This is a genomic window from Citrobacter sp. RHB35-C21 (assembly GCF_013816515.1).
Classification (GTDB): domain Bacteria; phylum Pseudomonadota; class Gammaproteobacteria; order Enterobacterales; family Enterobacteriaceae; genus Citrobacter; species Citrobacter braakii.
Map to the genome: position 1 here is coordinate 2,144,293 of NZ_CP057147.1, position 13,899 is coordinate 2,158,191.

14 protein-coding genes, 2 tRNA genes and 4 pseudogenes are annotated in these 13,899 nt (G+C 48.0%); 8 read left to right on the forward strand and 12 right to left on the reverse strand.

What is annotated here, in order from left to right; genetic code table 11:
* Positions 1-126: 126 nt before the first annotated feature.
* From HVZ39_RS10315 to mtfA, 3 genes are all read right to left on the reverse strand, one after another.
* Positions 127-1,395: an integrase arm-type DNA-binding domain-containing protein gene (locus tag HVZ39_RS10315; protein WP_058654371.1), complete on the reverse strand. Its 1,269-nt coding sequence runs from the start codon at positions 1,393-1,395 to the stop codon at positions 127-129.
* A 161-nt stretch (positions 1,396-1,556) separates the two neighbouring features.
* Positions 1,557-1,632 (reverse strand) — tRNA-Asn (locus HVZ39_RS10320).
* A 99-nt stretch (positions 1,633-1,731) separates the two neighbouring features.
* On the reverse strand, positions 1,732-2,529 hold the full coding sequence (mtfA, locus tag HVZ39_RS10325; RefSeq protein WP_046275704.1) for a DgsA anti-repressor MtfA: 798 nt from the start codon (positions 2,527-2,529) through the stop codon (positions 1,732-1,734).
* A 93-nt stretch (positions 2,530-2,622) separates the two neighbouring features.
* Here mtfA and HVZ39_RS10330 point away from each other — a divergent pair.
* Positions 2,623-2,712 (forward strand) — tRNA-Ser (locus tag HVZ39_RS10330).
* Positions 2,713-2,778: 66 nt separating this feature from the next.
* Here HVZ39_RS10330 and HVZ39_RS10335 read toward each other — a convergent pair.
* Positions 2,779-2,970: pseudogene (locus HVZ39_RS10335) on the reverse strand (hypothetical protein); the annotation flags it as partial.
* A 73-nt stretch (positions 2,971-3,043) separates the two neighbouring features.
* A complete protein-coding gene (locus HVZ39_RS10340; RefSeq protein ID WP_047416060.1) occupies positions 3,044-3,625 on the reverse strand; it encodes a serine O-acetyltransferase in 582 nt (193 codons plus the stop codon).
* Positions 3,626-3,910: 285 nt separating this feature from the next.
* Here HVZ39_RS10340 and HVZ39_RS10345 point away from each other — a divergent pair.
* A pseudogene (locus HVZ39_RS10345) lies at positions 3,911-4,075 on the forward strand (DUF4113 domain-containing protein); the annotation flags it as partial.
* 10 nt (positions 4,076-4,085) lie between these two features.
* On the opposite strand, the pseudogene HVZ39_RS10350 reads toward HVZ39_RS10345, so the two are convergent.
* Positions 4,086-4,503: pseudogene (locus HVZ39_RS10350) on the reverse strand (SOS response-associated peptidase family protein).
* A gap of 157 nt (positions 4,504-4,660) precedes the next feature.
* Entirely contained in the window at positions 4,661-5,722 is a 1,062-nt protein-coding gene (locus tag HVZ39_RS10355) for a porin (RefSeq protein ID WP_181633568.1), read from the reverse strand.
* A 442-nt stretch (positions 5,723-6,164) separates the two neighbouring features.
* Between HVZ39_RS10355 and HVZ39_RS10360 the strand changes: the two genes are divergently transcribed.
* The 3 genes from HVZ39_RS10360 to HVZ39_RS10370 all read left to right on the forward strand — a co-directional run bounded on the left by HVZ39_RS10360 (position 6,165) and on the right by HVZ39_RS10370 (position 8,812).
* Positions 6,165-6,857 (forward strand): phosphohydrolase, encoded by a 693-nt coding sequence (locus HVZ39_RS10360; protein ID WP_053389322.1) that lies wholly within the window; start codon positions 6,165-6,167, stop codon positions 6,855-6,857.
* A 76-nt stretch (positions 6,858-6,933) separates the two neighbouring features.
* Complete coding sequence (locus HVZ39_RS10365; RefSeq protein ID WP_181633569.1) at positions 6,934-8,364, forward strand: DNA cytosine methyltransferase; 1,431 nt, start codon at positions 6,934-6,936, stop codon at positions 8,362-8,364.
* Positions 8,345-8,812, forward strand: coding sequence for a very short patch repair endonuclease (locus HVZ39_RS10370; RefSeq protein ID WP_019077079.1), 468 nt, complete (start codon positions 8,345-8,347; stop codon positions 8,810-8,812). Before HVZ39_RS10365 ends, HVZ39_RS10370 begins: the two co-directional genes overlap by 20 nt.
* Here the strand turns inward: HVZ39_RS10370 and yedA are convergent.
* Positions 8,804-9,724, reverse strand: coding sequence for a drug/metabolite exporter YedA (gene yedA / locus HVZ39_RS10375; RefSeq protein ID WP_181633570.1), 921 nt, complete (start codon positions 9,722-9,724; stop codon positions 8,804-8,806). The two genes, HVZ39_RS10370 and yedA, sit on opposite strands and share 9 nt — an antisense overlap.
* 178 nt (positions 9,725-9,902) lie before the next feature.
* On the opposite strand from yedA, the gene HVZ39_RS10380 reads away from it, so the two are divergent.
* Positions 9,903-10,814 (forward strand): DUF808 domain-containing protein, encoded by a 912-nt coding sequence (locus HVZ39_RS10380; protein WP_016156847.1) that lies wholly within the window; start codon positions 9,903-9,905, stop codon positions 10,812-10,814.
* Between the two features lie 77 nt (positions 10,815-10,891).
* A complete protein-coding gene (locus HVZ39_RS10385) occupies positions 10,892-11,074 on the forward strand; it encodes a DUF2158 domain-containing protein (RefSeq protein WP_016153498.1) in 183 nt (60 codons plus the stop codon).
* Between the two features lie 206 nt (positions 11,075-11,280).
* On the opposite strand, the gene yodD is transcribed toward HVZ39_RS10385, so the two are convergent.
* Positions 11,281-11,508: a YodD family peroxide/acid resistance protein gene (gene yodD, locus HVZ39_RS10390; protein ID WP_003030417.1), complete on the reverse strand. Its 228-nt coding sequence runs from the start codon at positions 11,506-11,508 to the stop codon at positions 11,281-11,283.
* A gap of 163 nt (positions 11,509-11,671) precedes the next feature.
* Here yodD and dsrB point away from each other — a divergent pair, with 163 nt between their 5' ends.
* Positions 11,672-11,860, forward strand: coding sequence for a protein DsrB (dsrB, locus tag HVZ39_RS10395; protein ID WP_003030419.1), 189 nt, complete (start codon positions 11,672-11,674; stop codon positions 11,858-11,860).
* A 54-nt stretch (positions 11,861-11,914) separates the two neighbouring features.
* On the opposite strand, the gene rcsA is transcribed toward dsrB, so the two are convergent.
* The 3 genes and pseudogenes from rcsA to fliQ form a co-directional block, all read right to left on the reverse strand.
* Complete coding sequence (gene rcsA / locus HVZ39_RS10400) at positions 11,915-12,538, reverse strand: transcriptional regulator RcsA (protein ID WP_181633571.1); 624 nt, start codon at positions 12,536-12,538, stop codon at positions 11,915-11,917.
* Positions 12,539-12,817: 279 nt separating this feature from the next.
* Positions 12,818-13,613 (reverse strand): annotated as a pseudogene (fliR, locus tag HVZ39_RS10405) (flagellar biosynthetic protein FliR).
* An 8-nt stretch (positions 13,614-13,621) separates the two neighbouring features.
* Entirely contained in the window at positions 13,622-13,891 is a 270-nt protein-coding gene (fliQ, locus tag HVZ39_RS10410) for a flagellar biosynthesis protein FliQ (protein ID WP_003030425.1), read from the reverse strand.
* Positions 13,892-13,899: the final 8 nt, after the last annotated feature.

The following is a 13,899-nucleotide window of genomic DNA, read 5'->3' on the forward strand; positions in this document are numbered from 1 at the left end:
TTTTAATACCAACTGACAAGGACAAATGGAAGGGGAAATACCATGAAGAAGATACAGAAAAATAACAACAGCATCTGCGTTGTCAGATGCTATTGTTATCGTAATCCTGATTAGTTTTTTGCTGACTCAGGTAGCTTCATGACTGATATTTTTACTATATATATATGGGGGAACATAGTTTTCCCGGCATGTATAAAGATAATCAGACCACCACTGCATCATCGCTTTGCGGGCTTCCAGATGTTCAGCTTTGTGGATATAAGCTATCCGCACGCTGTTGCGTTCCTGATGACTCATTTGGCGTTCAACAGCATCCTTTGACCAGAGTCCGGATTCCATTAAGGCGCTGCATGCCATTGCCCGAAAGCCATGGCCGCAAATGTCCATTTTTGTGTCATAGCCCATCAGTCGCAGTGCCTTGTTGACTGTATTTTCACACATTGGCCTGTAAGGGTTATGGTCACCGGGGAACACCAGTTCCAGATGACCTGAGATTTCCTCTACTTGTTTCAGGATAACGATGGCTTGCCGGGATAATGGAACAATGTGGGGCGTGCGCATTTTGGCTCCGCGTCCGGAATAACGAACACCGGGAAGAGCTTCGCGGGTAGCGGGGATGGTCCAGATACAGTTCCTGAAATCAAACTCGCTCCATCGGGCGAAACGCAGTTCACTGGAACGGATAAACAGGTGAAGGGTCAGAAGGACCGCTTGACGGGTTAACTCTCGTCCCTGCTGATAACCATCAATGCGCCCCAGCAATTCCGGCAGGCGTTCCAGCGGCAGGGCGGGGTAGTGGCGCTTAACGGGGGGCGCTGTCACGCCGTCAAGGTTTGCCGCCGGGTTGCTGTCAATGAATCCCTGATGAACCGCATGACGCATGATGTTACAGAGGTGCTGCCGCGTGCGGGACGCGACTTCCAGCAGACCTTTTTTCTCAATGCTTTTCAGCAGGTCAATGAAATGACGGGGTTTAAGCTCCGTAACGGACAGATGCCCGATGACCGGGAAGATATGCCTGTTCATGCTGGCAAGCAGACGGTCGGCGGTGTTCTGCGACCATTTTTTATTGCTTTTATGCCACGCCAGCGCCACTGTCTTAAAGACCTTTTCCGGTGAGCGGGCGGCTCTTTCGGCTATACGTTGCTGAGCGGGGTTAATGTTCTGCGCCAGCAACTTGCGGATACCGTCTCGTTGTTGCCGGGCGTCGGAAAGGGATACATCGGGATAAGCGCCTAAGCCAAGGCGGGATTCTTTACCGTTAATTCGATACTTAAGATACCAAAGACGTGAGCCGCCTGGATTGACCAGGAGGTATAAACCGTGTGAATCGGAGACTTTGAAGGATTTTTCAGAAGGCTTGATACTGCGGATTTTCGTGTCGTTGAGAGACATATGGGGGTCACTCCATAATCGAACCAAACTGACCCCAAATCTGACCACCAAATTCTTCCGATGCAGAGAGTAAAATCAAAATGCATCGGGAAGATTTTTCACGCTAACTTATTGAACCAACATTAGATAAGGATTCGCAAAGAGGCATGAAAACGAGAATATGGCTCCTCTGACTGGACTCGAACCAGTGACATACGGATTAACAGTCCGCCGTTCTACCGACTGAACTACAGAGGAATCGTGTGAACGAGGCGCATATTACTGACCTCATCATGAGGTGTCAACAGTAAAATTAGCGCGTCATTTCAATTGGTTAATTAATCTTCAAATTCAGTGTTAATGCGTGTTTGGTGAGCGATAATCGTCGTCTCCCCGGGTATCGCGTAACCGCTCCATGGGGTTCTGGCGATAAAACTGGATGAAACGCTGCCATAAGGCAGGAAAACGCGGAGCAAATAATTCAGGAGCACTGAAAAAATACTCGGATAGCACGGCAAAGCATTCAGCAGGATCGGTCGCTGCGTAGGCATCTATACTGCACGCAGTTTCTCCAACCAGATCGATCTCATCCTGAATATTGTTCATTGCAGCATGCAGGTCGTGTTCCCAACCGGCGATATCGCGTAGGGGAATCGCCGGAATACCGCTGGCACGATCGCCATTACGCATATCAAGCTTGTGCGCCACTTCATGGATGATCAGATTAAAGCCGGAGGCATCAAAGGAATCCTGAATATCAAGCCAGTTGAGGATTATCGGGCCTTGTTGCCAACTCTGCCCGGACTGTACCACGCGTTGATTATGCACCAGCCCAATATCGTCTTCCCATTCATCGTCTACGACAAATGGGGCAGGGTAGATGAGAACTTCATGAAACCCGTCAAGCCACTCAATCCCCATTTCCAGAACAGGTAAACAGAATAGCAGAGCGATGCGCGCACTTTTTAGCGGGTCCAGCTCAAACCCCTGAAGAGCGACTACTCTTTTTTGTTGTAAAAAGCGCTCGGCCAGGGCAATAAGTCTGGCTTGTTCTTGCTCGGTGAGATTCACCAAAAGGGGAATAGCCAGGGCGTCGTCCCACGGCCAATCGTCACTCCGGGTTGCTTCTTGTTCTTTCCAGGGCCACTTAATCATCGTTTTGCTCGCAAACTCGTCACTTGAACGAAATTGACGGAACTGGGTCTGTTAAAATGCCAAATTACCTGGCATCATGGCAACCGCCAAAACGGAGAGATGCCAGAGCGGCTGAATGGACCGGTCTCGAAAACCGGAGTAGGGGTAACTCTACCGGGGGTTCAAATCCCCCTCTCTCCGCCACTATTCAAACACTTAGCTCAATTCCTTTCAACGACTCATGTCACACTTGGTATAGTGTTGGTATATTCACTTGGTATAAAACTCGCCATCATCATCTTCTGATTTGCCCAAGACTGGAAGATCCAGTGTGGGAGAAATTTTCACTTTTCTGTCATAAACCACAACCTGGCTTTCAGTTTTGTGACCTGAGAATAGTTGCTTGTCCTTACTCGAGCCTTCGTAATCCGATATTCCCTTGGCTTTGAGATCATGAAAAGTACACGGCAGTTTCTATCTGGTTTTTTTCCTGCTTACATCTGAACGTTTGTCTGAACAAATATTAATACCCCCTCTATGAGGAGGGGGAAACTATAATTCGTGATTTTTTTTCTGTGACGTAGGTGCAGTTAGATGGAATATTAGATTTAATAAATGACATTGCACCAATTTTGACATTGTCACCAATTTTCACAGAAAGACCAATGATGCATGTATTTGCACCTATGTCAACATTATTACCGATTGTTAACCTTAAAGATTTGCAATCCTTGTCTATTTGTCCTATTACGCAGTTTTGTCTGATAATAAAATTATCCCCAATGTCAACAGAGCCGTGAATAACTATGCCTGAATGGTGCGGGATCAATAAGCCTTTGCCTATATTTGCACCCAATCCTATTTCACAGCCAAATCTCTCAATTATTTTGTTATTCAGCTTTATTGCTGCTCTTTTTTGGTATTTCCCACCATTTTTGTACATTTCATTGGCTAGGCGCCACCAAAAAAGGAAATTTCTGTGTCTTAATTTCTTCTCGCGTAGTAATCTTATGATTGAAAAATACGGTCTCCTTATAATCTCACTCTTCCAATAATAGAATAGTTCTTGTGAACGCCCGAATATTACGAATTTTAAGGCGATAATGTATTTAATCATAAATTTCCTTTAAGTAACATTATGTTTTGTTGAATTATTTTTGTAACTTTAACTTACGCTTAGCTACGATATTTTGATCTGTGTCTATGCCTTAATAAAGGAGTTTAGTTTTTCTTGTGGACCTTCTCTTTCATGACGAAATTCAGATTGTGTTATACCTACCACTTTGTGATGTTTGTTGTACTATTGTTACAAATAATGTATTTGATAAGGGGAGGTTTTGCAACATTCCTGACAGTAAAAATACCGACAAGTCAAAGGCAGGCTTTTTCTTTCATGTCAAGGGGGAGCGAGAAGCTGATGGAGATTTTGGATCATATGAATGCAAAGGAAGTAAGGGGAGCGCTTTATTTCGCCGGTCAGGGTACCCAGCAACAGTGGGCAATTAAAAGAGAGATGCAGTCACCCCGATATACCACCCGCGATGAAGACCTGCTCCGGGTTAAGTAACAGGCTTAATTTAATCTGCCCCCTGATTTTTCACATTTCCGACGGCACGCGTTACGGCGTGCCATATAAATTTATCAGCCGGCACGACACCGTCAACTGCAATTTCCGCTGCTTCTTTCCCTCCAAGATCCTGCCTCATCCATTCGCGCGCGGCTTCCGGTAGCACTACCAACGGTTGTCTGTCGTAAATATCTACCAGTCCTTTGTCGGCCATTGTTTCAGACCGTGCGTTAATTAGCAGCGGTTTATCCCACCACCTCGGGCGTATCCCCAAAGTACAGGGTCAAGGTGCAGTTGTTCATCACGTTCACTCAGCAGCAGAACTTTGATGGCAGGTGCCACGTTGAAACGTCCGATGGGTCTGGATCGTATGGAATGTCGCGTTCAGCTTCTTCAGAGAGCAGGGCGAGATAGTCTTCACGCGTCATTTCAAGCACTTGCACGCCTTGCTTTCAACGACAGTTCTCATGGATGTCTTTTTCTTTGAGTATCCTCACAAGTTTATCGTTGTAATGCCCGTGTGATAAAAAATACGCTTCGTTGAACAAAAAAAGCCCGCAGCGCGGGCTTTTGAGTTTGTGGAGATTAGAACTGGTACACAATACCCATGGCAAACTGATCATCAACTGCGTTGCCAGTAATTGCGCCGTCTTCTTTATCCAGCAGGTTAAATTTATACGCTGTGTAGACGTTCATATTTTTATTGAAGTAGTACCAGGTGCCAAGCTCGACGTAATTCACGCGGTCAGCGTTAACACCGCCGGCCAGGTCCTTACCCTGCGAGTAAACGTAACCCAGGGATGGACGCAGACCAAAGTCGAACTGATATTGAACGACTGCTTCAACGTTTTGCGTTTTGTTTGCAAAACCCTGATCGGTTCCGGTTCGGGTCATATTACGCGTTTCGCCATACATCGCTGCCGCATAAATGCTGTTAGCGTCATATTTTGCTGCCAGAGACCAGACTTCAGCGTTGCTGCCATAGCCATCGATGGATTGTTTATCCGTACGGTCGGATTTACCATATACCGCGACGAAACCAAAGCCATCTACGTTGTAGTCCACCGACATGCTGTAGCCGTCGCCATTTGCTTTAGCGTAATCGTCATCGTGATTCTTGCCCTGGTACTGTAGCGCGAAATCAAGACCCTCAACCATGCCGAAGAAGTCTGTGTTGCGGTAGGTCGCCACGCCGTTGGTACGACCGGTCATGAAATTATCCGTCGCAGCCCATGAATCGCCACCCCATTCAACCAGCATATCGGTGTAGGCTGCCGCATCGTAGGCTACGCCATAGTTACGACCGTAATCAAATGAGCCGTAATCCGAATATTTCAGGCCAGCGAAGGCCAGACGGGTTTTTTGCTCCTGAACTCCTTCCGCATTGCTGGCGTCGAGGTTGTGTTCAAACTGACCAAAACCTGTCAACTCGTTGCTGATCTGGGTTTCACCTTTCACCCCAAAACGGGCGTAAGAGGTGTCAGCATTTTCACTGTTACTGCTATCCGTATTCGACCAGATGCGTTCGCCTACCATCTTGCCGTAAAAATCAATTTTATTGCCGTTCTTATTATAAATTTCAGCCGCATTTGCTGCGCTTGCAGCGAATAAGGCAGGGAGAAGCAGTGCCAGTACTTTTCTTTTCATTATGTATTCCCTTTATATAATAATTAAAATGAATGTGTAACACTATCTGAAAGACTACATTTGAATACTATCTATGAAGTTCATTTAATTTTAAATATAACATGTAACAAATGTATTTAAGATATTTCAAAATATTTCATTATTGCTTTTATATAATTAAAATTGCATGGCATATGAATTAATATTATCCATATAAATGTATTTTTTATCATATAGTTATGATTTCTTTTGTTCTATCTTGTTGAATGTATATTATTGATATTTGTTATTTGTTTTGCATACGGGATTATAATTGATCTGCTTGTTTTGAATAATGGATTTATATATCCATTATAGTGATGCTTATTAAGTGAATAATATGTATTAATGATAAAAATCGTCGACGGTAGTCTGACATGAGAATTGTTGCTAAGGTGGTTTTCTTTCTGTGAAGAGCGAGAGTATGGAACTACAGTACTGGCAGTCGAAATTTGAAGCTTGGTTACGTGACAATCATTCCGGGCACGACGCTGCCCATGACATCTTTCATTTTCGTCGCGTCTGGATGACATCACAAAAGTTGAGCATGGATGTGACCGTAGACTGGCTGGTGGTGCTGACGGCGTGCTACTTCCACGATCTCGTCAGTTTGCCGAAGAATCATCCCGATCGTCATCGTTCGTCGGTACTGGCAGCCCAGGAAACGCGTCGCGTTTTGAAGCGTGATTTCCCTGATTTCCCACAACAACGATTACCTGCCGTGTGCCATGCTATTGAGGCGCACAGTTTCAGCGCCAAAATCGTACCAGAAACCCTTGAAGCCAAAATCGTGCAGGATGCTGACCGGCTTGAGGCGTTGGGGGCAATTGGTTTAGCACGGGTATTTGCTGTGTCCGGCGCGTTAGGCGTGGCGCTGTTTGATGCGGAAGATCCGTTTGCCCGACAGCGTAGCCTTGATGATAAACAGTACGCACTCGATCACTTCCAGACCAAATTGTTGACGCTGCCGCTGACGATGCAAACTGAACACGGTCGGCATTTGGCGCAACATAATGCTGACTTCTTACTGACGTACATGGCGAAGCTGAGTGCGGAGTTAAAAGGAGAATATGAAATGCTGGATCTTGACGCGATTCAACCCTTTAAGCTGCGTTAGTCGCCAGTACAGCCGCAACGTCAACCGCGCTAATTTATGTTAACCTGTCAGCTATCCATTTCGGCCGGTTAAATGTATGCAGGATAATTTTTCAGTAGCAGGTTCCATGAACCCGATGACAGATGATAACGAGGCCGCCGCACAGGTGATTTTGGCTAAGTTGCTTGAAATATATGACGTGAAAACGCTGGTTGCTCATCTGAATGGTGTTGGCGAGAACCGCTGGAGTCCGGCCATCTTCAAGCGAGTGGTTGCCAATGAAACGTGGCATCGCCTCAGCGACGGTGAGTTGGCTCATCTGAACGACTTGCTGCCGAGGCCGCCTGCGCATCATCCACATTATGCTTTTCGCTTTATCGATCTTTTTGCCGGTATTGGCGGCATTCGTCGCGGCTTTGAGGCGATTGGCGGGCAGTGCGTGTTTACCAGTGAGTGGAACAAGCATGCGGTGCGCACCTACAAAGCGAATCACTACTGCGATCCTCACCAGCACCATTTTAATGAAGATATTCGCGATATCACCCTCAGTCATCATGAGGGGGTGAGTGACCAGCAGGCGGCGGAACATATCCGCCAGCATGTTCCGCAGCATGACGTGCTGCTGGCGGGATTTCCTTGTCAGCCATTCTCTCTGGCCGGTGTATCAAAGAAAAACGCGTTAGGGCGGGCTCATGGCTTCGCCTGCGATACGCAAGGCACACTTTTTTTTGACGTGGTGCGCATCATCGATGCGCGTCGGCCGGCAATATTTGTGCTCGAAAACGTCAAAAACCTGAAGAGTCACGATCAGGGGAAAACGTTCCGCATCATTATGCAAACGCTGGATGAGCTGGGTTATGACGTGGCTGATGCACACGATAACGGGCCGGACGATCCGAAAATTATCGATGGGCAACATTTTTTGCCCCAGCATCGCGAACGTATTGTGCTCGTCGGCTTTCGCCGCGATCTGAATCTGAAATCAGACTTCACGCTGCGCGATATTGTCTCCCGCTATCCTCAGCGGCGTACGACGCTGGCGGAGCTACTAGAGCCGACCGTCGATGCAAAATATGTGCTCACGCCGGTGCTGTGGAAATATCTGTATCGTTATGCGAAAAAGCATCAGGCGCGGGGCAATGGATTTGGCTATGGCATGGTGTATCCCGGCAATCCCGATTGCGTAACGCGCACATTATCGGCGCGTTACTATAAAGATGGGGCGGAGATCTTGATCGACCGCGGTTGGGATATGGCGCTGGGTGAAAAGGATTTTGATGATCCGCACAATCAGCGATACCGTCCGCGCAGGCTGACGCCCAGAGAGTGCGCGCGCCTGATGGGATTTGAATCACCTCAGGGCTATCAGTTCAGGATCCCGGTGTCGGACACACAGGCTTATCGTCAGTTTGGTAATTCGGTGGTCGTCCCGGCATTTGCGGCGGTTGCCAGACTGCTGGAGCCAAAAATCAAACAGGCGGTTGCTATTCGCGAGAAAGAGAAACTGCATGGCAGACGTTCACGATAAAGCGACGCGCAGTAAAAATATGCGGGCGATAGCAACCCGCGATACCGCAATTGAAAAACGCCTTGCCAGCGTACTGACAGAGCAGGGGGTAACGTTTCGTGTGCAGGATGCGACGTTACCTGGTCGTCCCGATTTCGTGGTGGATGATTATCGTTGTGTGATTTTTACCCACGGCTGTTTCTGGCATCATCACAACTGCTATCTATTCAAAGTCCCCGCCACACGAACAGCGTTCTGGCTGGAAAAAATAGGCAAAAATGTCCAGCGTGACGCGCGGGATTGTGAAAAATTGCAGGCTTTGGGCTGGCGCGTACTGATTGTCTGGGAGTGCGCCCTGCGTGGGCGCGAAAAGCTGGGGGATGACGCGTTGTCCGAACGCGTCATCGAGTGGATCTGCGGCGGTGGCGATAGCGCGCAGATCGACACCCTCGGTATCCATTTACTGTAACGTCTTTTCCGACGGGGTCACAACGGCGTCCGCTTTAACGGGAAATAGGTATTTACCGAGTGTGACCAGTACCACCGCAAATACAATCACGCCAAGCGCCAGCCATTCGATGGGCGCCAGACTTTCTCCTCCCAGGCCGGTACCTAACAGTACGGCGACAACCGGATTAACGTAGGCATAGCTGGTGGCAAATGCCGGGCTGACGTTGCGGATCAAGTACATATACGCGTTGATGGCAATAATAGAACCAAACACGGCCAGATAGGCGACCGCCATAAAGCCTGAAAACGTCGGCATAGTGGTCAACTTTTCCCCGGAAATCAGCGAGGCGCACATCAGCACAATACCGGCGGCTAACATTTCAATGGCTCCGGCCATCATGCCAACGGGTAACGTTATGCGCGAGCCGTACACTGAGCCAAACGCCCAGCTTATCGAACCTATCAGGATTAAAATTGCTCCCCATGGATTACCGCTCAAATTACCACCGCTGTTCAGCATGATGATCCCCGCGAGTCCAATTGCGATCCCCATCCATTCAAGTTTGCGTGTTTTGATGCTAAAAAAGTGGCTAAAACACAGCGTAAACAGCGGGACGGTGGCGACCACTACGGCGGCAATACCGGAAGGCACATTTTGATGTTCTGCGACGGTGACCAGTCCGTTACCGACAGCCAGCAGCAGGATACCAATTAACGCGGCGTTCAGGAGCACGCGCAGAGGCGGCAGCTTATGTCCGCGGATAAGTAAGAATGCTGTTAATAAAATCCCCGCAGAGAGAAAACGAACGCCAGCCATCATCAACGGCGGCCAGCTTTCAACGCCAATGCGAATAACGAAGTACGTGGAACCCCAAATGATGTACAGCGCGAAAAGCGCACTGAAAAGCGGTAGCAATTGCCTGAAACGCATAATCCCTCACGGTGGAAATAAAAAGGTGCAACATAGTAAACGTCAAAACTATCTTGCTGGCGAGATTTATAATTACGTGCTGATGTTAAAAATTTGTTGACCAGAAAGGTCAGTTTCAGCATTGCGTGTTTTACTTCATACTTATGACTGCAAAAAAATAATATTGAGGGTAAAAATTTTGGCAGGAAGTAGCTTATTGACCTTACTCGATGATATCGCCACTTTGCTGGATGATATCTCTGTCATGGGAAAACTGGCCGCGAAAAAAACCGCGGGTGTGCTGGGCGATGATCTGTCGCTTAACGCGCAGCAGGTGTCGGGTGTGCGGGCGAATCGCGAACTCCCGGTGGTCTGGAGCGTCGCGAAAGGATCGTTTGTTAACAAAGTTATCCTTGTGCCGTTGGCGCTATTGATAAGCGCCTTCATTCCCTGGGCGATCACCCCCTTATTAATGGTAGGCGGGGCGTTCCTCTGTTTTGAAGGTGTAGAAAAAGTTCTCCATACCCTGGAAGCGCGTAAGCACAAAGAAACCCCGGAAGAGCGTCAGCAGCGTCTGACATCATTGGCAGCACAGGATCCGCTCACCTTTGAGAAAGATAAAATCAAAGGGGCGATACGTACCGACTTTATTTTATCTGCTGAGATTGTCGCGATTACGCTGGGGATCGTAGCGGATGCGCCATTGTTGAATCAGGTGTTGGTGTTATCTGGCATCGCGTTAGTGGTGACTGTGGGCGTCTACGGCCTGGTCGGGATTATCGTTAAGCTCGATGATATCGGATACTGGTTGGCAGAAAAGCGCAGTACGCTGGCCCAGTCGCTGGGTAAAGGATTGCTGGTCGTTGCCCCCTGGCTTATGAAAACACTTTCCGTGGTCGGCACGCTGGCGATGTTTTTGGTTGGCGGCGGAATTGTGGTGCACGGAATAACACCGCTGCATCATGCGATTGAACATTTTGCCCAACAGCAAAGTGCATTGATTGCGCTGATGCTTCCGACCCTGCTGAATCTGGTGCTCGGTTTTATCATTGGCGCAATAGTGGTGCTGCTGGTGAAAGGTGTCGCCAGAGTGCGCGGAGTTTCGCACTAATTGTCGCAGGGTTGATTACGCAAAACCCTTCTTTGTCGTCTAAGGTGTAAAGGTTTCTCTTGATACAGGAGGCAGGTATGGTCTTTTCTGTCAGTGAGGAAGTCACCTCCAAAGAGGGTGGCCCACGTATGATCGTTACCGGGTATGCCAGCGGAATGGTGGAGTGTCGCTGGTACGACGGCTTTGGCGTCAAACGGGAAGCATTCCGTGAAGATGAACTGGTGCCGGGCGAGCGAAGAAAACTCTGCCAGGATGCCTGAACACCTGGGGTGCGCGTAACCGGGTGATCTTTCAATCATTAGTTATATTTATCATTTTAGTGAGAATTATTTACTTGTCAGGCAAAAAAATTGCAGATAAGGTTTGTTTCACATCAGATTTCCTGGTGTAACGAATTTTCAAGTGCTTCTTGCATAAGCAAGCTTGATCCCGACCCGATAAGGGCCGGGATTTTTTTCGCCCTCAGTCAGCGATTGATCTCCGACACGCTAAAATCATGGATATCCAGCTCGAACGCGTCGGCCAGTTCATGCCACGTGTGGTAATCACGTCCGTCGACGCTGACGCGTTCCGGGTCATCCTGACTGCGATGAATTTCACTCTCGCAGATTTCGTTGATTGCCTTCAGTAGCGCGTCCACATCGACGCTGACTTCACGTTTGGCCGTATCGCTGTACTCTTTCGCGGTTTTCATCCTCATACCTCTCAACCGTTAAGGATACCGGGGGAGCGCATCCAAACATCAGATACGCACAACTTAAGTATAGACCGTCGATAAAACCCGCAATCGCGCGAGGCGGGCGCTGCCAGAAAAAGGAAATTGTTCTACACTGGCACAAAGCCACAGGAGGAAAACTATGAAGGTGAATGATCGGGTCACAGTCAAAACGGACGGCGGTCCTCGTCGACCGGGCGTGGTACTGGCTATCGAAGAGTTTAGTGAAGGCACCATGTACCTGGTTTCGCTGGAAGACTACCCGCTCGGTATCTGGTTCTTTAATGAGTCAGGTCATCAGGATGGTATCTTCGTGGAAAAAGTAGAATAAGGTGAGTTTGGCTGCATGATCCTGACTGGTGGATTCGCCACCAGTCAGAACGTGTTAGCGCGTATTCACAAAGATACCATTGGTAACGTTATCGGTGAGTCTCACAACGTGATAGATAACTTGCTTATTATGCGTCTTTATCTTTCGTTTTATATTCCCCTTATGGGATGACACGGTCTTGGCCTTGATATTCATTTGGTCGGATATCTGTATTGTTCCCTGACCCTCCATCCACATGCGTAGCATGCTGGACTCGGTACGGCTCAATGATAATGTCGGCAGATTCACATCAATGACAAAATCTACTTCTTTTTTCAGAATATCGCCAAGGAGTTCATCCAGTGAATCGGGTTTAATCGACTTAGAACTGATCAGTAAATTTTTTCTTACTAATAGATACTCATCAAAATGCACGTTGGCAATTGCCATAAACACAATAAATAATGTGCCGGGATGCTGATTAATGATTTGCTTTATTTGCTGGCTATTAGCAGGATCGTGGATAAAGCAGTCCTCATTAATAAACACCACAGCGGGCTGTTGAGAGATACAGGCGAGACTGAGCTCCTCAACGTTGGAAATGTTGTTGATTTCCCTTTTCTTCACCCCCCGACTTACCAGATATCCGGTCAACCCTAGCCGGGTGTAACTGCACAAATCCATAATAATCGTTGACATGGCATACCCTCACTCAATGCGTAACGATAATTCCCCTTACCTGATTATTTTCATCACAACTAAACGGAATAATAACGACCCAAGATGACGCTTTCGCTGTTTTTCAGGCGAAATTACTATCCCGTAAAGTTGCGTATAATTTGCCAGGAAACATCTTAAAGTAAAGTAAATGTTGCGTTATGTGAGTGAGTCAATAATAAATAAACCGCGACAGAGATATCCTGGTGGATGTTGTCGCTTTTTAAATTTAGGACAATCCTTAGTAAAACAGGATAAAAATTAAGGGTTATTATTTTCCGGACATTTCGCTGACAATATCAGCCAACAAATTAAAAATTTCGCTGAATAATCGCTCGCAGAATGGCGCAATTAATGGCATCAGGGCCGCCATTAATGAAATACCCACGGCGAGGGTGAGTGGAAAACCGATGACGAAAATCGACAGCTGAGGAGCCATGCGATTCAACAGACCGAGTGCGAGGTTTAGGGTGAGTAGCAGCGTCATTATCGGCAGGGCCAACATTAGCCCGTTGAGGAAAATCAGGCTACCCGCCCGCGCCAGCGCGAGAAACGCATTGCTGTTCACCGGATTGCCGCCGATTGGCAAGGTATGAAATGTATCCACCAACAGCGAAATAAGCCACAAATGGCCGTTAAAAGTCAGGAATAACAGCATGGCGAGCATGTCGATCAGTCTCGCCAGTACCGGCATATTCAGACGGCTGCCGGGATCAAAGAAGGTTGCGAAGGAGAGACCCATTTGCAGACCAATTAATTCCCCGGCGGTACGTACTGCCGCGAACGCAAACTGCATAGTGAAGCCCAGAGCGATGCCGATCAGGATTTGTTGCATTGCCTGCCATAGCGCCACGATAGAAAAGATAGGGACGTCTACCGGGGGAATCGACGGAGCGATAACGACGGTTATCATTAACCCCAGCCCCAGTTTTACTCGTTTGGGGATCGCGCGCTCGCTGAGAATTGGAGCCGTTGAGATGAGCGCCAGGATGCGCAGCAAAGGCCAGAAGTAAAGATTCAGCCAGTGGAGCCACTCAACGCTGGTCACCTGCAGCATAATGTCATCTACCCGATGATGTAGGGGATATTGCTGAACAGCGTACGCACGTAGTCGAGCAGCAGGTTAAGCATCCACGGGCCGGCAACAATGATGGCAATAAAAACCGCGACAATTTTGGGAATGAAGGACAGCGTCATTTCGTTTATCTGGGTCGCCGCCTGCAAAATACTGATGATAAGACCTGTGACGAGGGCGACCAACAGCAAAGGCGCGGCAAGGGCCAGGGCGACTTTCATCGCCTCTGTGCCCATCATCATGACCGATTCAGGTGTCATTTCGCGCC